Raw genomic sequence first — 24,116 nt, forward strand, 5'->3', positions numbered from 1 at the left:
ATGAAGATTGGAGTTCTATGTCTCGTCATCCTATCGGTTTCGGGAAGTGCGCAAGCGCAGGTCCCGGTGATCGACAAGGCCAATTTGGGTGTTGCCAAACAGACGGCTGAAACAACCGATAAGATCCTCGACACCAATAAAGAGGTGTTAAAGACCGTTGAGGATACGCTCAAGGCCGTTACGGGTGAGCGTGCAGACGTCTCAGGTGCGCTTCAAAAGCTTGCCATTGGCCAAGGTTTCAGCGTCTCGCAGATGCCGGAATTTGACACCCTATTGTCGGGCGGCGTCGCCAATTTCGGTACGGTCAGCAGTGAGATCGGCCGCTCAGCAACGACGTTCTTGAACGGGCTGAAACTGCTTCAAACGCTCTCCGGCCAAAAGAATAGCGATTTCGCCAGCGACAAATCCTACGAGGAATTGGTCAAGACGGTGCTCGGTGTCAAAGCGTTGGTTGATGGCGCACAACAGGCCGTCCAGACAAGACGATCGGCGCTCGAAGCTGCCGGCGCAAAAATTGGCGATGCCGCGGACATCAAAGGTTCGCTTGATCAAAACACCCAGCTACAGGTGCAATCTGGGCTGACGATCAATGAGTTGATCGGGGTCATGAACGGCGCCGTTTTATCGCTGCAAGCCGACAATCAGCGGCGGCTGACGGATATGTCAAACTCCAAAAAAGCCCTCACCTACGATCGCGAGTAAGAACGATGGCTGTCCAATGTTTGACTGCCCGACATCTGGTCATCGGCGTGACCCTGCTGTCGCTGATGGGGTGCGGCAGTCGCTACAAAGAACGCAAGGCCCCCTGCCCACCGCCATCGATTGCCTCAGCCTATGGGCCACAAGGTGGTGCACCATGCGGCCCGATGACAGACATCAATAATGGTCCAATCAACGCGCTTTTTGCGATTGATACGGCACTGAAGCCATAGGAGATGATCATGGATGACGTCCTTGGCGATCTTTTAGACCGCGTCGAAAAAACCGGCGCGAGCTTTTCCGAACAGGCGTTCGAAATCGTTTCACAACAGATCCAGCCTTTGATCACCGTACTTCTTATTGCCTATATCGGTTTTTACGGCCTGCAATTGCTGTTGGGTACGGCGCGTGTTGGCTTCGGAGACATTATCGGCCGCGTGACAAGAATGGTGGTGATCTACGGTTTGGTACAAAACTGGGATAATTTCGACGCGCTTTTTTACGATTGGCTCAGCCATACGCCAGAGGCGGTGGGACGTGCGATTTTAGCGGCAAGTGGCACAGGGATCACCGAACCCACCAATGGATTATCGCAGATCTGGTCGACGGCCAATCAGGCGGCATCTGCCTTTGCCGAACAGTCGGGGTATTTTTCGGTTTTGCCGTCGATGATCGGTATCTTGATCATGTTTTGTGTCGCCGTTTTTATTGCGGTTGCGCTTGCGATTTTGCTGCTTGCCAAAGTGATGATGTGGGTTTTGGTCGGTACAGCGCCGATTTTTATCGGCTGCATGTTGTTTGAGCCGTCTCGCGGCCTTAGCCGCGCTTGGCTACAGCAAGTTTTGACCTATGCACTCATCCCGCTCTTCGTTTACGTGATCGCCGCCTTTTTGATTTCAGCGATGGATCCGGAATTAACAAAAGTGACCAATGCTGCAGGACAAAGGGAGCTGCAGCTCAGCGACGTGTCGGCGTTTCTGCTTTTATGTTGTGCCGGCGCTTTCGTGCTTTTTAACATCCAGGTCATGGCGCAAGGGATAACCGGCGGCATTGCAGCGGGCATTGGCAGGATTGCCAGCAATGTTGGCCATCTGCTGGGTGCAAGACTTCCCAAAGCCATTTTGAAAGGCGGACGGTCGCTTGCCGGCCATGCCGGCGAGATCGGTATGCAGGCACGCGAGCGCACGCATTCGGGTATGAAGCGGAATATCCGCAATCACAGCGCTCAGTCACTGGAAAGACATATCAGCCGCAATAGCCAACCCGTTTGACGAGAGCGGTTGGCCGCAGGGAGGCACTTGCATGACAAAATCGCAGGATGCAACGCTCTTGAGCTACTTCCAGGATGGTGACCGCTGGGAGTACGAGCTGTTAAAAACGGCGCGGCGTTCGCGGACAGTCGCGTGGGCGATCAGTCTGATGTTTGGCGCGACGGCACTTCTATCGCTGATCGCTTTGATTGCCCTGGTGCCGCTTAAATCTTTCGAGCCCTATATCGTCGAGGTCGACCGCAATACCGGTTACATCGAGGTCAAGTCCGGGCTGACACAACCCTTGACGCTGACACATCACCAGGCGGTGACGCAGGCGAATGTTGTGCGATTTATCCGCGCGCGTGAAGCTTATGATCCGTTTGCAATCTCGGATAATTTTGGGCTTGCGGCGCTGTTATCGACGGATGATGCGGCGCGCGAATTGCAATTGCTCTACCGAGCGGCCAATCCTGATAATCCGGCTCAGAGATACGGCAAGGATAAGTCGGTCACGGTTACCATCAAGTCTGTGGCGTTTCCCAATCAAAGCACGTCACTGGTCAGATTTTCGACGACCGAGACATCTGACACGGAAAACGTGACGAGGCATTACATCTCGATCGTCCGGTATCGTTACACGGAGACACCTGCCAAGAACGAATGGCGTTTCGATAATCCGCTTGGGTTTCAGGTTTACCAATACCGCCGTGAGCAAGAGACCGTCGATACGGGAGAAAGCCGATGAAACCGGTGTTTCCTGTTTTGATCTCCGCAGTCCTTAATGCCCTTCCGTCTGTCGCTGCACAACAGCCACGCGCTGGAAATCTCGATCATCGGATCACCAGCGTCATCTACCAGGCGAACAATGTTGTGAAGGTGGAGGCAACTTACGGGATCTCGACGATGATCGTTTTTGACGAAGACGAGACATTCGAGACTATTTCGCTCGGCGATACGGAAAGCTGGCAGGTTGCACCGGCGGAAAAAGGAAACATCCTGTTCGTCAAACCGGTCGCCCGGAATGTTGCCACCAATATGAACGTGGTGACCACGAGACGGATTTATTTCCTCGAACTTGTCGACCACGCGCCGAAAGACGGAAAACAGGTGTTTGGGATCCGCTTCAGTTATCCGGACAAACTATCGGACGCGGCTTTACGACGTGATGCTGAAAGACGTGCAGCCTTTCCGAATATTTTCGGGCTCGACAAAACGAGGATCAATTCAAGCTATGGCTTTTCCGGCGACCCTGCTTTGCGCCCCTCGCAGATGTTTGACGACGGGAAGAAGACCTTCTTGCGTTTCGAAGGTCCCGTTCCAGCCGTCTTTGCCGTGCGCTCCGGTGGGGCGGAGACCTTACGAAACTTCCGCAAAGAAGGCGCCTATCTCGTGCTTGATGGGATCGAGGGCCAATATACGCTTCGCGACGGCGATCGTTTCGGCTGTGTTTTTAATCGCCGGCCTTCACCTTTCGCGCGAAGCACTGCGGGCGGAGAGTTTCCTCGCCGATCAGTGAGGAGCGGTTCGCGATGACGATGACACCAGAACTCCAGGCTCTTCGCCATGACGACGACGTTCCAGTGGCAGACCGAAATAGCCGGCGTCACCAGAGGTTCGGAGTGATGACCTTGCTGGCTGCCGGAGCGATCGGCGCCTACCTTGTGTTATCGACATCGGCAAAACGGCCGATCGAAAATCTGCAGGCTGACGAAGAGTTTCGCACATCGTCGTTTCGCCCGCCGTCCTTTGTCCGACAAGCAGCATCTGAACCATCCTTGGCAAAACAGGCTGTTATTACATTGCCACCGCCCCCGCCGGAACCGCTTCCGGCCCCGAAAAGCGATGAGTTCAACGTCCCACCTCCCCCGATAGCTGCGGATTTGGTTGATCCTATCGAGGAGTTTCCCGACCGGTTTCGCTCAAAACTCCTGTCATTGGACAAGGCTGGCGCCACAAACGAGAAAACGGACGAAGGAACAGATACGTCCGCATCGGTTGTTGCAGGCGAAGACAAGGCCAGCCGGTATCTCAATAGTGCATCGCATCTTACCGACCGCAGTGCAAAGGCGCGCCGGATTGGGCGAATAGATGCGGTCATTCCCGAGGGCACGCTTGTGCCTGGAATATTGGAGACGGCGGTAAATAGCGATCTACCGGGCCAGGTCCGGGCAATCACCGCCGAAGACGTTTATTCCTTTGATGGACGGAGGGTGTTGATCCCGACTGGAACAAGGCTGATTGGCGAATACCAGTCGGAGATTACCCGCGGGCAAAAACGGGTATTTGTCATCTGGACACGGCTAATTCGCAATGATGGCGTCACCATTCGGCTCAACTCCATTGGCGCAGACAGTCTTGGCCGCTCAGGCCTTACTGGACATGTGGACAATAAATTCAAGGAGCGGTTTGGCGCAGCGATCATGTTGTCGATCGTTGGTGCTGGCGCAAGTTATCTCACCGGTTATGGCAGTGAGGAAGCATCCGGCGACAGCGATGACGCCGATCGGGCCGAGGAACTGGCTCGCAATACGATTGCCCGCACGTTCAGCTCGATGGCCAACACGGTGTTATCGGAAAACCTGCGCATCCAACCGACGATTAACATTCCTCAAGGGGAACGGATCTTTGTTTATGTCCGCCAGGACCTGGATTTCAGCAGCTTTTATGACGACCCGGTTGTCGAAGCGATGAAGGAGATCAGACGTGAGCGCCAGGCCAAATGAAAGCGCCCAACAGAAAAGTCAGTATTTCCTCTACCGGGCGCTTCGTCCGCTACAACCTTTTCTCGACGATCCAAAGGTGGTGGAAATCGCGGTCAACAAGCCGGGACTGGTCTTCATAGAGCGACTTGGCGCCGCAAAGATGGAGCAACACGAGATCGACGAGCTCACGGCTGAGGAAATCCGTAACATCGGCGAAAGGGTTGCGGCTTTCACCGCGCAATTCGTGAGCCGCGCAAATCCCTTGCTGAGCACCTCGCTTCCGGGAGGTGAACGCATCCAATGCGTTTTGCCACCGGCTGCCCCCGACGGCGGCGCCCTATCGATCCGCAAGCAGGTGATCAGTGACTATTCACTGGAGGATTTACAGAGGTCCGGCGCGCTCGGCCGCCCGACGGGAGATATTCAAAGAACAGGCGATATCGAGCAAAAATTGACGGCCCATCTTGATGCCGGTCGGGTCTATGAGTTTATCCAGCTGGCTTTGGCAAAACGGTTCTCGATCTTGATCAGTGGGGGCACGTCATCCGGCAAAACGACCTTGCTCAATGCCTGCCTTAAAAACATCGATCAACACGATCGCATTATCACGATCGAGGATACGCGCGAGCTTTTCCCACCCCATAAAAATGCAGTCCATCTCATCGCTTCCAAAGGCGATCAGAGCGTTACGGCCGTCACGATCCAGGCATTGCTTGAGGCGTCACTTCGAATGCGACCGGACCGACTGCTGGTCGGAGAAATCAGGGGAAGTGAAGCGTTTTCATTTTTGCGGGCCATTAACACAGGTCATCCCGGCAGTTTGTCGACGGTGCACGCCGACACTCCGCTCGGAGCCTATGAACAGGTGATCATGATGGTGATGCAATCGGGAATGGCGAGTGGGTTTTCGAAACAGGATCTGGCCTCCTACATCCAGACGGTCATTCCAATCGTCATCCAATTGCAGCGCGATGGCGGGCGCCGTGGCGTATCCGACATATTGTTTGCGAGGCGACGTTGATGGACAGACTGCGTTGGTTCACCGGTATTCTCGCGGTCATCATCGGCGTCCTCGCGTGGCTGGTGACTTATGCTTTACTCTTCCGATTGCTTTACGACGACAACAGAATCCTGACCCTGATGATAGAGAGCAGGCCGTTTGCTCCACTTGAACAATTCTGGACGTACCGATCCAACACGTTGATCAAAAAGGTAGGCCTGATATCACTAGGCCCTGCCCTGTTTCTGCCCGTTCTCACGATGTTATTGGCGACGAAGCACGAAAGTCATCCACTCGGGAATGCGTCGTTTCAGGATATGGCGTCGCTAAGAAGAGGACGGTGGTTCCGAAAGGACGGTCACATTGTCGGTCGGATCGGCAGAAGGATCCTACGCGTTAACGATGACAGACATCATCTGATCATTGGTCCGACGCGGTCGGGGAAAGGCGTGGGCTATGTCATTCCTAATGCGCTCGTGCATCAGGGCTCAATGATCGTCACCGACCTCAAGGGCGAAATCTTCAAAGCAACAGCAGACCATCGGCGAAAGCGCGGCAATCAGGTTTTCCTTTTTGCACCGGGCGCGCGCGAGACGAACTGCTACAATCCGCTTGATTTCATCAGGCTCGACCGCGGAGATCGGACGACCGATATCCAGACTATCGCTACGATGTTGATCCCTGAGACTATCGGTTCTGAGAATGCACTCTGGCAGGCGACGGCTCAGCAAGTGCTTGCCGGTATTATCAGCTACATTCTGGAAAGCTCTTACTACAGAGGCCGTCAAAATCTCGGCGAGGTGATTTCTTTTGTTAATAGCGACGAGAACCTTCAAACGAAGCTAACCGGGATCAAAGAGAACGAACCATATTTGTCAAAATTTACGCTCGAAAGTTTCAATGCGTATATCGCATTGCATGAGCGGGCAGCGCAGTCCGCGCTGCTTGATCTCCACAAGGCAATGCGACCGTTCAGGAACGAGCGGATTGTCGCCGCAACGAGCATTACTGATATCAATATCCGGGCAATGAAAGACCGGCCGATATCAATTTACTTGGCGCCAAACATCACCGATCTAACGCTGCTGCGTCCCCTCCTGGCTCTATTTGTCCAGCAAGTCATGAGCTTCCTGACCCGGGAGCTTGACCAGGCAAAACTTCAGATTCTCTTTTTGCTGGATGAGTTTTGTCAATTGAACCGAATGGACGAGATCGTCAGCAAGGTGCCTTTCGTCGCCGGCTACAATATCAAACTTGCCATCGTGATACAGGATTTGAAGAGCCTTGACGCGGTTTATGGCGAGACGGTTAGACACGCGCTGCTTGGAAATTGTGGCTACCAGCTTATCTTTGGCGCCAACGATCTGGTAACGGCCGATTATGTATCTCGCTCGTTGGGAAAACGCACTGTTCGGTTTCAAACCCAATCCAGGGCCGTTGGCGCTTACCACCGTCCCAATCACTCAAGCACGGAGCAAATCAGGCAACGCGACTTGATGTTGCCCCAGGAGGTGCGCGAGATGCCCCGCGCGCGGTTGCTTATTCTATCTGAGGGCGAGTGCGCTATCCAAGCAATGAAACTCGGACCAACCATCAACCACGAGCTGCTCTCTGTCGCTTTTTCTGGATCACGCAACCATTGAGAGTTGCGCACTCGGTATGCTTTGTTTCCCAAAAACTGGCGGGGACAAGGATCTCAGTGTTGGTTTCCACGTGAGCGATGGGGTGGACGCTCCCACTCGCCCCGCACCAACGGCTCCGGGTCGCTATCGTTTAGAAGATCTCGCCGCCACCGATAAAGTTGCGAGGGCGTAACACCGATCCGTCGTGCGATCGCCGAGATGTTCACTCCAGGTCGGCATGCCTCCTCAACAGCCCCGAGCTTAAATTCGTCGGACCAGAAACCGCGCAGCTGCCGGGGAGACCCTTCAAGTCGATCCGGCACGGCCTCAATCATATGGATCATTCTAGGGCTAGCCGTAGGCGTAGACATAGATCCTCACAACCAGAGAAATCAGATGCCTGATGCCATAGCCTGATGGCCATTATCACTGCCAGATGGGGTATGCTTGCCGCTTACGCAACATGGCGCGTCTTCGGAAAAGATCGACCGGAAGATCGAGCAGTTCGAGCTGATGCTGGAGGAGATCGAGGCCTCTCGTGCCGAAGCTGAGCTGCGCTCCGGGAAAACTCCTCTGCCGGAGTTGGATGACGCATCCGAGAAGCCGAAGCGCAAGCCTCTAGACGCATAAGGGGTCAACACTCCGAGCCGATTGACTACTTGCAGCCCGGCGCGACCGCCCTCCCCGACAAGGCATATGATACCGATGCAATTCGCAACTTCTCCAAGCGGAGGAACACTGGGCCAATATCCCTCCAAAGACCAATCGCAAACCGCGTCTCAGTTTCAGGCGACAGGTCTATCGCCAGCGCAATCTCGTGAAGCGGTTCCTCAACCACATCTAGCAGATGCGCGGCCTTGCGCCGCGTTTCGACCGGCGCGCTTACAATTAGCCTCGCCGCCCTCCGGCTCTAGGCGACAAATCTCTGGATTGCATAAGCTATCGAGCTCGAATCTTAACAACCAAACATTCTCAATCTAACTACTGCTGTCATCTGTAACGATACGGAATGGTCGGCGGATTACTCAAATTCAGGTCACGGACGTCACAGCTTTGGTCGGCTACAACTCGAAGTACATACGGAAACCCGACATCAATCCCTACGGCCGCAGCAATTCTATTGGCAAAGCGCCTAGCCAGTGGCCAAAAATGCGGCCGATGATCCGCATATACTCGTCCCCGGTATATGTACGATATCATCTGCCCCTTGCTGACTGCTAGCTCGAAACTTGCATCAGCTTCGCCATAGCTTTGCGCCACCGAAATGTAAAAATGACATTTGCTGCTCGACACCAGCAATGTCTCACCAAGGCCAAGGTCAACAATTCCTTGTGTGGAAAGGTCGTTTTGGTTCATGTACTCGGAAACAGAATGCAGGATATATTCTGGCCGAGGATCCAGTGCACGTTGGGACCAAACCAACCGCGGCGCCAAAGTTACGGCCAGTAACATTACCAGAACGATTTCAAACCGCCGTTGAGCGAACACGCGATGAAACTCCCATCTGGCAAATATACAAAGTTACGCCCATAGTTAACCAATTTACTATTGTCGATCCTTCCCCGTTATGGATGAAATCATACCAATTTGGAAAGAATCCGATGAGGGCGATGCGCGATACGTTAATTGCCACTACTGCCGCCGCAGCTCCTAAACACCAAAAAATGTTGCGAGGAGACCATCTCAGACCCTTATGTTGAGAAAAGAGAACCCAACAAAGGACTGAAAGAGAAATATTAGCGAAGGAAGAACACCCTGGCGCGATCTGCAAGTAACCCGCCTCTCCAGGAATTCGAACCAGATTGCCAACACGCTCCGTATCCGTGATGAAGCTAACCAAGATTGCATCAGCTTGGAGGACACTCTCGCTGAAGAGGCTGAAGATCCGCTTGCTCCAATACATCGGAAAGGTTGTTGCTAACAGTAACCAACCAGCCCGTCGAGAACTTGACCCCTCGGTGAAGCGAATAATCAGCAAAATTGCGAATGCAGCAAGCACCACCCATAAAAGGTTCTGAATAGGCATCAAGCATATCAGGATTGCTGCTATTAGGCACAGAACGTCAAGTGGCTGACTTCGCTTTTCGGCATCAGTTCTTAGATAAAAGAGACTGAGGAAAACACCGGCCCAAACGAAGACGCTGATGCCGAAGGTATTCACGATTGAAACAACCCAGCCACGGCTCTGGATATCGCCGATGACACCGACAGAGATTGCGTTGAACGACAAAACCCCTGCCGTGATAGCGTGTATATCACCACGAGTCATGAAGACTTTCTCAAAATGCCGACGGATTCCGGAAGGTTGAGGACCCGAGACTGGAAGGATCGATTCCGGCAACAATGTCATCAGAGGTCTCCAGCGCTAATGCAGTTGTGATAGCCCAGATAAAGATTTGATAATTTCACTTCGCCGCTAGGCGCTCTGGTCCGTAGCCGATTCTTCTGGCTGAAGCCCACTCACACCGACACAAATCCGCCGTCTACCCTTTGGCGACGCGGGATTTCCAACGTAAACGGTCCATGGATCGAGATCGCGGAAAGTACAGCCGCGGGCTCCCAATACTGCGCCGTCTCCAATAGTTACGCCGGGGCCGACAAAAGCTTCGGCCGCGACCCAAGCTCTCTCGCCAATCCGGATAGGCCGCGCCTGAAGTTGAAAATTCGGATCCTGAATATCATGTGTCCCAGTGCAAAGATGAGCTCCCTGAGAAGCCAACGCGTATGGCTCAAACGAGATCATCGCCATCGAATAGACAGACACACCAGGACCGATACATGCGTACTCGCCCATCTCAAGATTAGCGGGGGACCAAATCCGTGCGGTACCATAAACCCTTGCGGTCGGCGACAACCTGGCACCGAACCGTGCGAGAAGCCATCGCCGCCATCCGTGCATCATTGGAGGCGTCCAGGCCGCAAGTGTCGCCCAGGTTATTGCCCAGGCAAGACGATACATACGGTTCCGAAAAGTAAAACTTGCCGGACCACGCCACGTATCCGTCTCTGTCGCATTGAGAATATCCATGATGCCTCCGCAAGTCTTGCTAGCTCAGACCGGGTACCGAACGCAAGCGGTGTCCAGTTAACTGTTCCAAGCGTTCTAGCCTGCTTTCACTGGTATGACACTCTCGCATAGCGAACTCATATTCACGGACCTTTGCCGCAACAAGGAAGCGATACCAAAAACCCTGTAGCAAATGATAGATAACCCCTTGAGGTCCATCCAAAAAGCCAAGTTGGAAGAAAAACCGGAAAATAAAGTATCCAGCAGGCCCTGCCCAAAACGGTAGTTTGTTGTAGAAATACTCTTTTAAAAAACGCTTCCTAGAAGCTTGGACGGCGGAGTTAGCATTAGTCAGCCGATCCGTTTCGAGAATCCCGTATTTTTGACCTAGAATGTCTATCGCCTCACGCGTGGCGTATTTGTTGTGCTTCTCAGTGAAAAAGGTCAGGTCATTTAGGTTCGCATCGCTGAACCCACCCGAAAGGTGTACCGTAGTCCCGCCGTCTACGATAATGTGCTCGTCCATCCAACGCTGCTCAATCCGTCCGCGGCCATTCCGAAATAGCCGAAGCAACACTAGTGGATATCGTCCCCCATGCCGAATCCACCGGCCCATAAATATGTGTTTTCGGTCGAGTGTGATGGCTGTAACATCGCTCGACAACTTTGGAACTTCCGCTTTAAGACGTTCGGCAAGATCTGGTTCGATGAGCTCATCTGCATCGAGACGCATAATCCAGTCATATTCGAGGGGTATTTTACTTTGCCCCCAGCTGAACTGGTCCGCATAGTTCTTCCAGCTATTCTGATAAATTACCGCCCCTAGATCCTGCGCGATCTGGACAGTGTTGTCTGTCGAGAAGCTATCAACAACGACTACAAGATCAGCAAAGGAAGAAATCGAGCGGATGGCCCTGCCGATATGTCGGCCCTCGTTATGCGTGAGTATTAGTACCGCCATGCTCATTCGTATGCAACCCTTCCTACTGCGTCGGTATTATTTCTGTTGCGGCTTCGAGAAATTATTACGAATGAGCTGCCCCGTAACTCCGTCGTCAGAAACAATATCGACTGGTCCCGCGAATATATTGTCTTCAACGATCACATCGCGCAGACCAGGAAGGCGTCGATTACGTCCAGTCAACTCAATCTGTGCGTCGGCGGCCAACTTATTGTCACGGATGATGATCGACTGCGCGTAAGGCGGCTGACCGGAAGCGTTCGGTAAGCCACGCGCAGCTAAAACGGCCTTGCCTGCAAAGACCGAGTGGTTTGAGCCTGCCCTATAAATACTGCCTTCGACAATTTCATTCCCGAGCAACTGGACGTGCCAATCTGGCTGAAAATGACGATAGTACGATCCTCTTACAATGAATCCTCCCGTCCGAACTGAAGTATTGCCTGCAATGACGTGATCGAGGCCTACCCCATACGTTTGGGCCGCAACACCAGTGTCAACAAAACGATTGTTGATAAAAAGGTAATTTCGCTGCGTTTGGGTAATTGTGATGAGGGTTCTGGCGTTCGGCAAAACGGCAAGAGGAGTTTCCAGAGTCACAGTCCCGCCTCCGGTCAAGCCCGGAGCAGGCGCTTCCCAAGACTTGATCCGCCGCCATTGCCCTTCCCCACGACCACCAACTACGAACATCGTTGCCCCAATCCAATTTGTGAGCGCCGGGTTAGACGGCAATGGAGACGTTAATAAAATCTGATCAGGGCCAATGGATTTTATGCTGCCGAAATAGTAACCAAGTGCTCCGTCTGTCGTTAACGCTTCCCTATCCCAGCCATACATGTCGTGATAATAGTTATTTTTGAAAATAATATTTTCCGAAGTTGAGCAATTATTAGACAAGGTGTTAACGCCACCCCCCGTCCCTTGCAAATCCTGAGAATAGAATTCATTGTTTTCTACTATTACTCTGGAAGAACAGGTTATCGAATACCAACCAAGCCGACCGTTTGCGAGGCGGTTGCCAGAAATATACGCGTCTCTCGCTCCGATGACGACCAAAGAGCCGCCGGAACCGACTACATCGTTGTTAACCACCTCGATGTTGCTTCCGGCAACGCGGATGCTTGATGGCGTCCGAAAAAACCGCTTATTCAACATTTCCGTTCGTTCGGATGCCTCTCTGGGGCTCATATGCCCTCGATAGGCAGATGCGCGAATTCGAACTCCCCGAACCTTAATGTTTTTTGCGCTGACGTTCGGTTGTCTGGCCGACATACCGCCGACGATGATGTCGCCATGATTGGAGGCGTAAATAGTTAAGTTCTCGACAGTGAAATCCGTCTGACCGGTGATTAGTGATTCCAATGGTTCCGGACTATCAGCCCAGACAAGAACTGATTGTGCCGTAGAAGTCCCTCCTAACGTGACACCTGGCGGAACTATCAGCGTGGCGCTAACGAGAAAAATCCCGCTTGGAATCGTGACCCTACTAAAATGCGTCGCTTTCCGTTCACTTTCCGCACCCGCAGCGTTCAGAGCTCTCTGCAGGGCAGCGGTATCGTCAGCAGTTCCGTCACCAACCACACCAAAATTCCGAACGTCGATCGCAGCTCCTGGCGCTGTCACAGATGCTTGACGCACGTCGAAAGACCCAATGTCGATTCCACTACTCGGGCCGTCGCCATTGTCGAGGCGGAGGCTATAGCGGCCCGGCGCGATCTTTTCTGAGAGAGCAATCCTGCCATCCCAAAGATCCCCAGAATTGATCGGTAGTCTTTCTTGTGCCCCACCCGCATCTATTAAGACAACCGCAGCATCCGGTGTCCGCTGGATGTTGCGTCCAAGAATGCGGATCCAACCGCCCGGCGAGGCGGTAGCGCCACCATCACCCGTGATCCAATAAATTGTCGGCTCATTCAGCCTTCCGCCAGCGTTACCGAAAGGCGTCTGTATCTCGTACTGGTAAATTCCCAACGGCAAATCGGACGGAATCGTAAATTTTGCTGATGTCGAAGACAGTTGCAATAAGGGGACTAGCCTACTCGATGTGGGCGAAAGATTATTACGTGGTACCACACTGACCTTCACGCCAGTCGCCGAAAGCAGCTGATCGCCGGTTACTATAACCGACTGATTGGGACCGACCGGATCATTGGCCCAGAATATAGCAGGCCCAGCAACTGCGCTACGCTGTTCCACTGTGAAAACGAGGAGCATTGCTACTAAAAAAGTTACCGCCAGCGAACCTATTCGGTATTCCCACTGCAACACTCGGTGGCAAGTCGCGCCGCAAGTCAAGCAGTCACTCAACATTCAAATTCTCCGGGTATGAGGGAGCGGAAATCGCCGTGCCTTCACGAGTTATCGCTTCGTAGTACCGGCTCATTTGACGCGCAACAGTATCCCAAGCATAGTTCCTCGCTTCATCCTGACATCTTAGCGACATCACTTCGAGTTCGCCCTCGCTAAATTTGGATAGCCGCTGCATCAGGTCAGAGAAATCGCCAAAATCGCGGCGCATTTCGAAAGCGACCAGATGCTTCGCCAATTCAGGAAGGTTGCATTCGGGAGTCAGTATCGGAATACAACCGTGCTGGAGCGCCTCAAGCGCTGCCATAGGAAGCCCTTCACTCAATGAAGGGAGAATGAACCAGCGAGCACCAGAGAGAAGCTCTGATTTCGATTCACCATAGCACGGACCTGCGAACGCGACTTGAACGCCATCGCACAATGCCCTGATCTCCGCCTCATATTGAGGATCGCCCCAACCAGCGACAGTTAGGCGGACACCTGGCAATCCATTTTCTCTCCACGCGCGCACGAGTTCGAGGACCTGTTTCTTGGGATGCAGACGTCCTAGGAAGACTGCACCTTCCTTACCGCGAACCGGTGCAGCAGGATCCACAGCCGGAACGCCGTTCGGCACAATGAAAGTCCGGGCTGCAATCGACGGCATAAAAGCAGTAACCGAGGAAGCCTCAGAATTGTTTAGCGCGTGGACGTTAGCTCTCGCCAAAAGCGGGCGCTCAATCATCGCCCCGTGCAACGCCTTTAATGCTCGCCTCCGGTTAAGTATCCAAGGATCCAGCATGCCTCGCGGCGACACAACGACGCGTACTCCGCGCAAGGCGCTTGCAAGGCCGTAGATTGAAGCGCTGCTCCATATGCCATGGATGTGAAGGATGTCTGGCCGCGACGCTAGAACTTGACGCAGCATTTTGAGATCGAAGCCGTACTCTCCTGCCTGCACTCGATGAGGTAAGAGTGGCATATCTGCCCATATCGCCCGATCTTCGGCAAAATGTGCGTCAGCGCCGCCGGCAACGATCACTTTGTGTCCGAGAGCCGTTAGCCCCTTCGCCAAACCTGAGACGGAGTAATATAGGCCTCCCGCGGATCGTGACAAAGACGACGAGTAGAAAAGGATTTTCATGACGTTAACCTACCCGTGATTATCAAATCGGTACTGGGGGATCGCTCGTCGGCGACTAGCCACCGCCTCGCGCCCACGCCAGAATAGACTAAAGCGGCGCGAGGAGGAGTTTATCGAATCCGCCCCGCCTGAGGAGCGCCGTGCGAAATGGGGCTGAATCAACCTGAAGATCCAATAGATGGCAATTATAATATAAAAATAACGCAAGGAATTTCTGACGGGATACTGCGACGCGTAAGACCACCCGAGCATGAATACCCCGATTAGAACCACCTGAAGCACGCCACTTCTCTGTCCTGCTCTATTAACGAACGCCGCGGCTGTAAAAAGTACTAACCAAAGAAAGAGATAATAGAGCAAGCCGAAGCTCCACGCCTCACCGAAGGCATTGAAGGGGATAATCCACGACACTCTTTGTTCATTTACCCCCAGCACGGCTTGAAATCCGTCAATCCCACCAAAGCTAGGCGCGAAAGAAAGGAGTTTGTAAGTCAGCGAATAGCCATCGGGGGAAGCAGCGTAGACACTCGCAGACATAATAAGTAGACCCGAAACAAAATTGCCTAAAACCCTTTGAACGCTGTCCACCCCAGACAGAGAGGCAAATAGGTATTCAGGTAAATGGCTCAATCCCAGCTCCACGTGACTACGTGCCTCCAAAGAGTACGCAACGCACACAAAGATCATCGCTCCGAAAAAGATGGCTGCCCTTCGGTAACCGGTAGAAAAAAGGCATACCGTAGCGATCGCGCTGTAGATAGCAGCGATGCGGCTTGCTTCTGCCAACCCGATTAAGACACTCAAACTCAATGGTAATGCTGCCAGCAAAGCTAGTCCTGGTTTTCCGGTAACGGCATTCATCACCGTTACGACTATTAGCAGCGCTGTCACAGGACGAAGCATTGGCGCAACTAGGCGACCAACAACATCATCCGCGAAAATTGCGTTAAGATTTTTTATAGCCCCATATCCAGAATAACTGAAGATAGAAGAAATTCCAATTTTATTCAACAGCACAAATGAGGCAACTATACTAAAAAACATAAGCCCCAAAGATATTCCACTATGTATTTCTAGTATTATCTTTTTATTCATGCGCTGCTTCTCATTGTTTCTTTTATAGAAAGCAGAAAATAACGCAAGAAATAGCGTGAATACGGCATTCATCAATTGAGGCGTATCGTCGATCGACGATGTAGGTAGAAAGGACGCTAGAGATAGCAAAAACGTTTCGTCGAAATTATTAGTGGCAACCAATCCATACAGCAAACATGATAAGGACGAATAAAGCGCCATGACTCGGCCCAAGAGAGATAGTTTCGCTGGAAACACACCTAAGGCAAGTGACATTGCAGATATCAGAAAGTAAAACAAACTATTATCCCCACCTGCTCCATCGTCTGTTCGCTATACTCTCTTAGCATATGCTACACCACCGCCGATGGCATCCCCTGCGCTATATATTGTCCGCAAATGACGCAACTTATCTGATGAACCCACATTTACCCTTAGGGTAGGCGAACCAAGATGACGGCACCAATCTCATTCCAAAATATCACCCGTGGGGGGCGACGCTTCCAATTTTTGTTAACGACGTTCACTCGGTAGCGCGATGGTACGCATCAGTATTTTTTCCATTGTCGGTTCAGTCCAGTGACTGCTGGCTAGAACCCGAGTGCGTCCGGCGGCTGCAATTTGAGCGATCCGCTCAGGGTTGCCTAGTAGGTCAAGGCATATGTCCGCACATTCGTCCGCAGACGACCAGAAGACGGCCTCCTCGCCCTCAACATACATGTCAAGATGCTCAAACGTGCGCTCCGCGCAAAGCAAGATTCCCATCGCGGGAATCTCCATTGACCTTGACGTAGCCACGTCTTTATTGCCTTTAGACAACATCGCGATAGCAATTTGGCTGCTACGAACGGCAGCAGAATACTCTTGAGAATTGAGGCGACCGGCAACAAGTGCAACCTTAAGACTGTCGTAATTAGTCGCACGCTCCCATCGGGCACCAACGATCTTTATTGGAACCCCTCGCTCCAAAAGCCTCTGCATAAATGGACCTCGCTCAGGAAACCAGGTGCCAACGAAAGACACGGGCGAGCCGAACCGAGCGAGTTCAACTTCATTAGGCACACAAGGATTATGAAGGGTTTCATCTGCGAAAAAATTGACGGCCAAGACGTTCTTCGCGCCGAATTTAGGAGCAAGTTCAGCGGTGGTAAACCGCGGCGTCGCGAATAAATCGTAATGAGGCAACGCAGCGAGAAACGTGCGCCACCGAGCACCGTCGCGGGCCGCAAATGGATTATCACGATTAAATAGCGCGACCTTTCCGCTGCATCTCCGTAGAAATGCAACGGCCGCCGGGGACACAATCTCACCGTTGTCTACGAAAGCGATGTCGAACTGTCGGCTTCCGACTTCCTTCTGCAAATACTGCATTGATAGCCATGCGACACCAAGCCCACCCGTCCTCCACGCCCACGACGCCAACAGTCTATTTTTCCCCAGCACAGTATAGGGGTTGATCAGGGTGATTTGGTGTCCGGACCTCTCTATCGCCTTAGCCATAAGAAGCGATTGGCCGGTGTCCCTGCCGACGTAGAGCACGCGCATTCTTTATGCTCTCTTCTGAAGCTTGTGTTTCAATAATGATCTCGAAATACCCGAGCGTAAACCGAGAACGTCGAAAACCAAGACGATTGACACATAGGCGACCGCCAATGTCGTAATGATTAAAAACAAGTAGAGGAACTGCAAGCTAGCCGGAGCCAAAAGGCTAATCGTTAGAACGACACCGCTCGAAGAGATTAACCCGATCAAATCGCGCCAGGTCCAAACCAACGCTGAGAGCCGATGCAGTAATGCAAACGCCGCAACAAGACCCGCAAGGCTTCCGACCATAATTTCAAGCCCGACCCAGACCGCCGGCCCGATTGCAATCGGTTGAGGCATCAAAGATATGAGCAGCAATGCGATAATCATCGCGATAGGACCTAGAGGCGCACCGGACGTCCGTCCAAATATCAAGAACAGCGGATCAATCGAATACTGCCGAATTACCATCACCCCTAGCCCAGCAAGCACAAGACCTCCCCCTTCGGTGAAGCTTCCCCGATAAGCTGCGGGCACGGCAAATTCTGCAATGGGGCCAATAGCGAAAGGAAGCGAGCAAAGTGCCGGTAGAATTAAGAGGGATAGGGACAGCATTTGACGGCGGGCATGCTGGCCGCCACCCTGATTAGGATGATAGTCGCGTTCCCGAATTGCTCCCTGAACGAGCGCCACACTCACAGCGCTTCCCAAGGTCGTGAAAATTCGTTGTCCTAGGTCGATTGCGAGAAGAAGACCACCGGCCTCGTTTAGATCCAGACGAGACACTAAGCTGGCCCTTATTACGGCCGGTACAGCGACTGACAAATTACTACCTATCGCAGACATACTACCAAAGCCAAACAGAAACTTAAGTTCCTTCATGTCGAGACGAGCTTCCGTTAAGAACTTGTAGCTAACCCGCACCCCAACCAGCATCGATAGAGGCAATGCCAAAATGAACCCCCAAAGCGCACCCTCTATGTTTTTAAACAGAAAAGCCCCGCCAAGTCCCAGCGTCAACGTGGTTACGGCTCGAAGCAAAACAGAGATACAAAAGCTTCCGTTGTTAAACTCTGCCCGAAGTAGGGCCAATTGCCCGGAAAGCAAACCCTGCAAAAGGGTTGCTATAGCACCTAACGCAATCAAATCTGCATAAGGAACGGAGCTAAAAGCTGTGAGAACCGCAACGACAACCAGAGCGGATGACACCGCAATATAGTAGAAGGCTGCGGTGGCGCGGCTTCTGTCTTTCACTTCAATGTCCGGGCTACCGCTAAAGCGTACGATCCCCACTCGCGCCCACTCGTAGCAAACATTGGCAGCCAGTTGAGAGAAACTTAGAATGATCGAAAACTGCGAATAGTCCGATGCGGATAGTACGAAAGGAAGGGCAAGACTAAACACCAAGCCTATCGCACTGCTGGCTATAATGGCGGTCGATAGAGATGCTCCGCCCGATCCGCGGAGGAAACGGGATCGAATGGTCTTCATGCGACGGAGTTCCGTATTACTCGCGCCGGAACCCCGGCCGCGGTCGCGCCAGGTGGGATATCATGATGCGACAGGAAGGCGTTTGCCCCTAAAATTGCGTGTGCGCCGACGATCGACGAGCCGACAACGACAGCACCGCTATAGATAGTCACGCCTTCCTCAATGGTTGGATACCCGTTCTCGGCACTACTCCCCAGTGTAACGTTCTGAAAGATTGTGACGTTGTCCCCAATCCGCACCCCACGACCTATAACGATGCCAGTTGGGTGGGGCAGTAAAAGGCCTTTACCCAATTGCGACATCACACTGACGTGGCACCCCCATGCTTTAACGTTTGAACGCCAGATAAAGTGCGCCACGATACGTGCGATCTTCCCCTTTTTTTGGAGGGAAACAGCAATCCGATGTCGAACAAGAAAAGCAAAGCCAGAACGGAGAATATAAGTTTTAGAGGCAGCAAAAAAACCCCGGGCTCCTGGATTGTATCTATCCAAATCTGCGGCGAGCACTTCCCACAAGGTTTCCTGCCTTTCAAGGTCGGGTAGCTTGGATGAACACTCACTTTCCAGTACAGCACGGTCTTGCTTTGATGGAGACATCATTTATCAACACTCGCCACCACTTTGAGTTTCGTAAGAAATTCTTGCAGAACCTTATCTCCGCTCCATCGGACGTCACCGCGGCGGCGGGCAGCCTGACCAAGATCGGAACGCAGCTCAGTTTCCGAACACAACGTGTCTATCGCACGCGCGAAGGCCGCGCCGTCTTCAGGGGGTACAATCAGACCGCAACCTTCAACCTCAGCAGCGAGTCCTGTCCCTGGAGCCGCAGTCGCAACCACCGGGCGGCCAGAAGCCAGCATGTTCGTTAGCTTCGACGGTAGGACTAGATCCGCAGCGCTTGCAAGCTGCGGCAACAAGTGAACGGTCGCCAAACCTACGAGTTCGTTGAGCCGTTCTTTCGGCTGAAGGTCGTGGAATTGAATATTCGTCAAGCCAGCAGCTTGTTTTTCTAGGTTGGCTCGGTTTGGCCCCTCGCCGCAAACAACAAATGTCAGATCATTGCGATCCTTCAGTCGACGAGCCGCCTCAACCACGATCTCGATCCCTTGCTTGTTTGCGATATTTCCTGAATAGAGCGCAACATGTGGTGTCGTGATGCCCCATTCGGCTTTGTAAACAGATGGACGAGACATGGGGCGAATTGCATCGAGATCGGCCCAATTTCGGAATTCATATACGGCATTACAAGCAACGCCTTTTTCGATCACCTTTCGGCACATTTGCGGAGAAATCGATGAAACGGTATCAAATAGAGCGATCACAAATCTTTCAACAACTGTAGCAACCCTCGCGAATACGCTGTCCTTTGAAAGAAGCCCAGTGGCAAAGGAGGCCTCGACCTCAAAGTCTTGAATGTGCAGCCATGCCTTAGCTCCCCCGAGCCACGCTGCAAGTCTGGCGTTCGGAGCCGCAATCAGGGAGGGGGCGACTGTCAGCACGACATCTGGCCTCCAGAACAACCCTTGCGTTAACATTGGGAAAAAACTAGACAGCGCGAAACTGGCATGATGAAGCAGACGCCGGGACGTGGTCGGTACCTTCGGTATGTAGTGCGGCGTGCGTGTTACTCGAACGCCTTTCTCGCGACTTGTCTTGTAAGACCAAGCATTTTGACCATCCATAATACGCCAAGACGGATAGTACGGACGGCCGGCAATGACGCGAACATCGATGCCCATACCCGCAAGCCTCTCCGCCATTTCGGCAGTATAGACCGCAATTCCAACCTTCTCCGGCGCGTAGTTAAGACCTAGAATGAGTAATTTCATGGCGCTATGCTATCGAGGAAAAACCGATATGCGTCTTCTATCCCGGTTTCTAGTGGGATGCGCGGTGACCAGCCAAGACCCCGTATCTTTTCGCCACTCATTAACTTCCTAGGCGTGCCGTCCGGCTTCGACAGATCATGGACAATATCTGCATGAAGCCCCACAACCTCACATACCAACCTGGTCAATTCGAGGATTGTAACATCCTCACCCGAACCTACGTTGACGTGTTCGAAATCCGAATAGGACTTCATCAGATGAACGCATGCCTCTGCGCAATCATCTACGTGCAAGAATTCTCGACGTGGAGTTCCAGTGCCCCAGACAGTGATCGTCTGATCACCCCTAACCTTCGCCTCATGCGCCTTGCGTATGAGCGCTGGCATCACGTGACTGGTATTTAAGTCGAAATTGTCACCGGGACCGTACAGGTTGGTGGGCATTGCCGAGATGTAGTCAGCGCCGTACTGCTTGCGATAGCTTTGCGCAAGTTTTATGCCTGCGATTTTGGCGATTGCATACCACTCATTAGTCGGCTCCAGTGGCCCACCAAGGAGCGAGCTCTCTACGATAGGCTGCTCAGCAAGCTTGGGATAGATGCAAGAGGAGCCAAGAAAACAAAGCTTCTCAACACCCGTCCTAAACGACGCCTCAACAATGTTTGCTTCGATCATTAGGTTATCATAGAGGAAATCCGCCGGAAAACTATTGTTGGCTAATATGCCCCCGACCTTGGCTGCCGCTAGGAACACAGCGTCCGGCTTCTCCCGCGCAAACCATCCTCTAACCGCAGCTTGGTCCTTTAGATCTACCTCTGCCCGCGGGACAGTAAGAATCTCGCAGTTTTCATAAGCAAGTCGACGGACTAAAGCAGCACCGACCATCCCACGATGACCTGCCACCCAAACTCTTTTGTTCTCCAGAGAATAGGTCACGCTCAGCCCTCCACACCCACTGGAAGATCGAGGCCGTGCTTCTTTAGAAGGGAATAGCGGCGTGCCGACTTGTGATCTTCGGCAACCATCTCGCGGCACATGTCGCGAGCGGAGATTTCCGGTACCCAGCCCAGCTTCTCCTTCGCCTTAGTGGGATCGCCGAGCAACGTTTCGACTTCTGAGGGTCGAAAATATCGGACATCGATACGAACAATGACGTCACCGACCTTTAGCGCCGGCGCCATGCCACCTTCGATCGCAGCTACAATCCCTACTTCATCAGTCCCCGTACCCTTGAACTCTATCGTTATACCGAGATCAGATGCGGCCCACGCGATAAACTCGCGTACCGATTGCTGCACGCCAGTGGCGATAACGAAATCCTCCGGCGTGTCTTGTTGGAGCATCATCCACTGCATTCGAACGTAGTCGCGAGCGTGCCCCCAATCTCGTAGGCTGTCGATATTTCCCATATAGAGGCAAGGTTCTAGCCCCATGGCAATGTTGGCAAGCCCCCGCGTAATCTTGCGAGTTACAAAGGTCTCGCCGCGACGCGGCGACTCATGGTTGAAGAGGATGCCATTGCAGGCATACATGCCATAAGCCTCTCGGTAATTCACAGTGATCCAGTAGGCGTACAGTTTGGCTGCAGCATAGGGCGATCGAGGATAGAAAGGCGTCGTCTCGCGTTGCGGCGACTCCTGCACCAAACCATAAAGCTCTGACGTAGACGCCTGATAGAAGCGCGTTTTATGTGTTAGACCTAGAAACCGTATCGCCTCTAGTAGGCGCAGCGTACCGAGAGCATCAACATCGGCGGTATATTCTGGCGCCTCGAACGACACCGCAACGTGCGACTGGGCTCCGAGATTATATACTTCGTCCGGCTGGATGTCTTGAATAATCCTGGTTAGGTTTGAAGTGTCGCTGAGATCGCCGTAATGCAGTCTGAAGTGCGCATTGTTGACATGAGGATCTTGATAAATGTGATCTACGCGTTGCGTGTTGAATAATGAAGCGCGGCGTTTTATCCCATGGACCTCATATCCCTTCCCAAGCAACAATTCTGCAAGGTAAGATCCATCCTGCCCAGTAACGCCAGTGATAAGTGCGACTTTATTTCTATCGGTCATGAACTGGTTTCCATTACTCAACGGGTATATTTCCCATACCACTCCACAAATGCGCTAACGCCTTCTTTGACAGAGACCGATGGAGTGAAATTCGTTAGGGCGTTGAGAAGCGCAGCGTCTGCAAAGGTTTCGGCTACGTCGCCGGTCTGCATCGGCATCAGATTACGGATTGCCTTTTTGCCGACTGCAACCTCAACTATCTCGATGAACTCTAGAAGGCCTACAGGCTGGCCGCCGGCAATATTGACTACACGCCAAGGTGCGACTGGCGAGAGGCTGTCGTCGACATCGGCGACGGTAACAGGCTTTCCCATTTCGGGAGGAACGGCCATCAACCGAACTATTCCTTCGACAATATCATCGACGTAAGTGAAATCTCGCCGCATCTCACCGCCGCCATAGATATCGATCGGCTCGTTGTTGGAGATGGCCTTCACGAACTTAAAGAGCGCCATATCCGGCCGGCCCCACGGCCCATAGACAGTGAAGAAACGAAATGCAGTTGTAGGAATTTGCCAAAGATGCGCATAGGAATGCGTCATCGCTTCGTTAGCCTTCTTTGTCGCGGCATAGATTGTCAGTGGCCAGTCCGCGGAGTGCGTCTCTTTGAACGGCATCACTGAGTTCCCGCCGTATACCGAGGAGGTGGACGCGGTGAGAAAATGCTTTGGCTTGCAAAGGCGCGCGATCTCCATCAAATTAAACGTACCGTCAAGATTGGAAGACACGTAGCTTCTTGGCTCTTCGAGGCTGTAGCGAACGCCAGCTTGAGCCGCCAAATGAATGATAATTTCCGGGTCACAGTCTTCGGCAGCCTTCGCCAAGGTGTCACGATCCTCCAGCATCCCACAATGGAAACGAAAGCCATTAGAAGCGTGCAGCCTGCTGAGCCGTGCCTGCTTGAGTTTTGGGTCGTAATAATTCGTCATCCCGTCATAGCCGACTACGAGGTGCCCCTCATTTATCAGGCGGAGAGCAAGATGATAGCCGATAAACCCAGCGGCCCCGGTTACTAGAATACGCATTGGTCTAGTTTTTCCTTCAACTTGTCTATTAGATACATAGCGCCCCACACCCACTCATAATAATCTACTAATAATCTACGTTCTAAACGCCGTTATCGAATATGTTCAGAACTCACAAATTACTTCAGAGCCACTCGATCACTAGTTTACCCTCGAAATGTTCCTACCCTCCAAAATCAAACTGCAGAAACACATCGAGGCATGAAATGATCACAAACAAAGCCCGATCTTGCCCCCCCGGCTAGTGACCGGCATCAAAACCATACTCCCGCCATAAAAGAATATTGAGTAGCAAGGCTTAAGAAGACAAAGCAAACCGAATTCACTTTTTGTCCGCCCCCTCCTGCCGAAAGCCCTTGCTAGTCCCATCCCTCCGCAAGAGTCTCACGCCCTCCGCAACTCCGATCATTGACTAGCCTCTCGCCGCTTTCA

General features: G+C 52.6%; 19 protein-coding genes and 2 pseudogenes. 8 read left to right on the top strand and 13 right to left on the bottom strand.

Annotated elements, in window-relative coordinates; genetic code table 11:
- The 7 genes and pseudogenes from AC2GXZ_RS19760 to AC2GXZ_RS19790 all read left to right on the top strand — a co-directional run.
- On the top strand, nucleotides 1-702 hold the full coding sequence (locus AC2GXZ_RS19760) for a type IV secretion system protein (protein WP_483760921.1): 702 nt from the start codon (nucleotides 1-3) through the stop codon (nucleotides 700-702).
- Between the two features lie 239 nt (nucleotides 703-941).
- Nucleotides 942-1,970, top strand: a complete 1,029-nt coding sequence (locus AC2GXZ_RS19765; RefSeq protein ID WP_483760922.1) for a TrbL/VirB6 family protein — start codon at nucleotides 942-944, stop codon at nucleotides 1,968-1,970.
- A 31-nt stretch (nucleotides 1,971-2,001) separates the two neighbouring features.
- Nucleotides 2,002-2,697 carry a VirB8 family type IV secretion system protein gene (locus AC2GXZ_RS19770; protein ID WP_483760923.1) on the top strand — a complete coding sequence of 232 codons (696 nt, stop codon included), beginning with the start codon at nucleotides 2,002-2,004 and terminating at the stop codon, nucleotides 2,695-2,697.
- Nucleotides 2,694-3,485, top strand: coding sequence for a TrbG/VirB9 family P-type conjugative transfer protein (locus AC2GXZ_RS19775; RefSeq protein ID WP_483760924.1), 792 nt, complete (start codon nucleotides 2,694-2,696; stop codon nucleotides 3,483-3,485). The genes AC2GXZ_RS19770 and AC2GXZ_RS19775 overlap by 4 nt, the downstream gene beginning before the upstream one ends.
- Complete coding sequence (gene virB10 / locus AC2GXZ_RS19780; RefSeq protein WP_483760925.1) at nucleotides 3,482-4,675, top strand: type IV secretion system protein VirB10; 1,194 nt, start codon at nucleotides 3,482-3,484, stop codon at nucleotides 4,673-4,675. The genes AC2GXZ_RS19775 and virB10 overlap by 4 nt, the downstream gene beginning before the upstream one ends.
- Entirely contained in the window at nucleotides 4,656-5,675 is a 1,020-nt protein-coding gene (virB11, locus tag AC2GXZ_RS19785; protein WP_483760926.1) for a P-type DNA transfer ATPase VirB11, read from the top strand. Before virB10 ends, virB11 begins: the two co-directional genes overlap by 20 nt.
- Nucleotides 5,672-7,237, top strand: a pseudogene (locus tag AC2GXZ_RS19790) (type IV secretory system conjugative DNA transfer family protein); the annotation flags it as partial. The gene virB11 and the pseudogene AC2GXZ_RS19790, both read left to right, overlap by 4 nt.
- Before the next feature lie 113 nt (nucleotides 7,238-7,350).
- On the opposite strand, the gene AC2GXZ_RS19795 reads toward AC2GXZ_RS19790, so the two are convergent.
- Nucleotides 7,351-7,647, bottom strand: a complete 297-nt coding sequence (locus AC2GXZ_RS19795; RefSeq protein WP_483760927.1) for a transposase — start codon at nucleotides 7,645-7,647, stop codon at nucleotides 7,351-7,353.
- An 88-nt stretch (nucleotides 7,648-7,735) separates the two neighbouring features.
- On the opposite strand from AC2GXZ_RS19795, the pseudogene AC2GXZ_RS19800 reads away from it, so the two are divergent.
- Nucleotides 7,736-7,897: pseudogene (locus AC2GXZ_RS19800) on the top strand (IS66 family transposase); the annotation flags it as partial.
- 844 nt (nucleotides 7,898-8,741) lie between these two features.
- Here AC2GXZ_RS19800 and AC2GXZ_RS19805 read toward each other — a convergent pair.
- From AC2GXZ_RS19805 to AC2GXZ_RS19860, 12 genes are all read right to left on the bottom strand, one after another.
- On the bottom strand, nucleotides 8,742-9,626 hold the full coding sequence (locus AC2GXZ_RS19805) for a hypothetical protein (RefSeq protein WP_483760928.1): 885 nt from the start codon (nucleotides 9,624-9,626) through the stop codon (nucleotides 8,742-8,744).
- A gap of 697 nt (nucleotides 9,627-10,323) precedes the next feature.
- Nucleotides 10,324-11,250 (bottom strand): glycosyltransferase family 2 protein, encoded by a 927-nt coding sequence (locus AC2GXZ_RS19810; RefSeq protein WP_483760929.1) that lies wholly within the window; start codon nucleotides 11,248-11,250, stop codon nucleotides 10,324-10,326.
- A 30-nt stretch (nucleotides 11,251-11,280) separates the two neighbouring features.
- Nucleotides 11,281-13,551: a right-handed parallel beta-helix repeat-containing protein gene (locus AC2GXZ_RS19815; RefSeq protein ID WP_483760930.1), complete on the bottom strand. Its 2,271-nt coding sequence runs from the start codon at nucleotides 13,549-13,551 to the stop codon at nucleotides 11,281-11,283.
- Nucleotides 13,541-14,671, bottom strand: coding sequence for a glycosyltransferase (locus AC2GXZ_RS19820; RefSeq protein ID WP_483760931.1), 1,131 nt, complete (start codon nucleotides 14,669-14,671; stop codon nucleotides 13,541-13,543). The genes AC2GXZ_RS19815 and AC2GXZ_RS19820 overlap by 11 nt, the downstream gene beginning before the upstream one ends.
- A 9-nt stretch (nucleotides 14,672-14,680) precedes the next feature.
- Entirely contained in the window at nucleotides 14,681-16,045 is a 1,365-nt protein-coding gene (locus AC2GXZ_RS19825; RefSeq protein WP_483760932.1) for a hypothetical protein, read from the bottom strand.
- 213 nt (nucleotides 16,046-16,258) lie between these two features.
- Complete coding sequence (locus AC2GXZ_RS19830) at nucleotides 16,259-17,290, bottom strand: CgeB family protein (RefSeq protein WP_483760933.1); 1,032 nt, start codon at nucleotides 17,288-17,290, stop codon at nucleotides 16,259-16,261.
- A 3-nt stretch (nucleotides 17,291-17,293) separates the two neighbouring features.
- The gene (locus AC2GXZ_RS19835; RefSeq protein ID WP_483760934.1) at nucleotides 17,294-18,760 is read right to left on the bottom strand and encodes a hypothetical protein; all 1,467 of its coding nucleotides are present in this window, start codon (nucleotides 18,758-18,760) and stop codon (nucleotides 17,294-17,296) included.
- The gene (locus AC2GXZ_RS19840; RefSeq protein ID WP_483760935.1) at nucleotides 18,757-19,362 is read right to left on the bottom strand and encodes a serine O-acetyltransferase; all 606 of its coding nucleotides are present in this window, start codon (nucleotides 19,360-19,362) and stop codon (nucleotides 18,757-18,759) included. The genes AC2GXZ_RS19835 and AC2GXZ_RS19840 overlap by 4 nt, the downstream gene beginning before the upstream one ends.
- Nucleotides 19,359-20,591 carry a WcaI family glycosyltransferase gene (locus tag AC2GXZ_RS19845; protein ID WP_483760936.1) on the bottom strand — a complete coding sequence of 411 codons (1,233 nt, stop codon included), beginning with the start codon at nucleotides 20,589-20,591 and terminating at the stop codon, nucleotides 19,359-19,361. The genes AC2GXZ_RS19840 and AC2GXZ_RS19845 overlap by 4 nt, the downstream gene beginning before the upstream one ends.
- Nucleotides 20,588-21,526, bottom strand: a complete 939-nt coding sequence (gene fcl, locus AC2GXZ_RS19850) for a GDP-L-fucose synthase (protein ID WP_483760937.1) — start codon at nucleotides 21,524-21,526, stop codon at nucleotides 20,588-20,590. The genes AC2GXZ_RS19845 and fcl overlap by 4 nt, the downstream gene beginning before the upstream one ends.
- 2 nt (nucleotides 21,527-21,528) lie before the next feature.
- Nucleotides 21,529-22,659: a GDP-mannose 4,6-dehydratase gene (gene gmd, locus AC2GXZ_RS19855; RefSeq protein WP_483760938.1), complete on the bottom strand. Its 1,131-nt coding sequence runs from the start codon at nucleotides 22,657-22,659 to the stop codon at nucleotides 21,529-21,531.
- Between the two features lie 17 nt (nucleotides 22,660-22,676).
- Complete coding sequence (locus tag AC2GXZ_RS19860) at nucleotides 22,677-23,684, bottom strand: NAD-dependent epimerase/dehydratase family protein (RefSeq protein WP_483760939.1); 1,008 nt, start codon at nucleotides 23,682-23,684, stop codon at nucleotides 22,677-22,679.
- Between the last annotated feature and the right edge of the window lie 432 nt (nucleotides 23,685-24,116).

Source organism: Aliirhizobium sp. YIM B11859, from assembly GCF_057163345.1.

Coding starts and splice junctions, on each gene's coding strand:
- virB10 (WP_483760925.1), top strand. CDS start 3,482: ATGACGATGACACCAGAACTCCAGGCTCTTCGCCATGACGACGACGTT.
- AC2GXZ_RS19815 (WP_483760930.1), bottom strand. CDS start 13,551: ATGTTGAGTGACTGCTTGACTTGCGGCGCGACTTGCCACCGAGTGTTG.
- AC2GXZ_RS19860 (WP_483760939.1), bottom strand. CDS start 23,684: ATGCGTATTCTAGTAACCGGGGCCGCTGGGTTTATCGGCTATCATCTT.
- AC2GXZ_RS19765 (WP_483760922.1), top strand. CDS start 942: ATGGATGACGTCCTTGGCGATCTTTTAGACCGCGTCGAAAAAACCGGC.
- AC2GXZ_RS19820 (WP_483760931.1), bottom strand. CDS start 14,671: ATGAAAATCCTTTTCTACTCGTCGTCTTTGTCACGATCCGCGGGAGGC.
- AC2GXZ_RS19795 (WP_483760927.1), bottom strand. CDS start 7,647: ATGTCTACGCCTACGGCTAGCCCTAGAATGATCCATATGATTGAGGCC.
- AC2GXZ_RS19810 (WP_483760929.1), bottom strand. CDS start 11,250: ATGAGCATGGCGGTACTAATACTCACGCATAACGAGGGCCGACATATC.
- AC2GXZ_RS19770 (WP_483760923.1), top strand. CDS start 2,002: ATGACAAAATCGCAGGATGCAACGCTCTTGAGCTACTTCCAGGATGGT.
- AC2GXZ_RS19830 (WP_483760933.1), bottom strand. CDS start 17,290: ATGCGCGTGCTCTACGTCGGCAGGGACACCGGCCAATCGCTTCTTATG.
- AC2GXZ_RS19835 (WP_483760934.1), bottom strand. CDS start 18,760: ATGAAGACCATTCGATCCCGTTTCCTCCGCGGATCGGGCGGAGCATCT.
- gmd (WP_483760938.1), bottom strand. CDS start 22,659: ATGACCGATAGAAATAAAGTCGCACTTATCACTGGCGTTACTGGGCAG.
- AC2GXZ_RS19805 (WP_483760928.1), bottom strand. CDS start 9,626: ATGACATTGTTGCCGGAATCGATCCTTCCAGTCTCGGGTCCTCAACCT.
- AC2GXZ_RS19845 (WP_483760936.1), bottom strand. CDS start 20,591: ATGAAATTACTCATTCTAGGTCTTAACTACGCGCCGGAGAAGGTTGGA.
- AC2GXZ_RS19840 (WP_483760935.1), bottom strand. CDS start 19,362: ATGATGTCTCCATCAAAGCAAGACCGTGCTGTACTGGAAAGTGAGTGT.
- AC2GXZ_RS19775 (WP_483760924.1), top strand. CDS start 2,694: ATGAAACCGGTGTTTCCTGTTTTGATCTCCGCAGTCCTTAATGCCCTT.
- AC2GXZ_RS19760 (WP_483760921.1), top strand. CDS start 1: ATGAAGATTGGAGTTCTATGTCTCGTCATCCTATCGGTTTCGGGAAGT.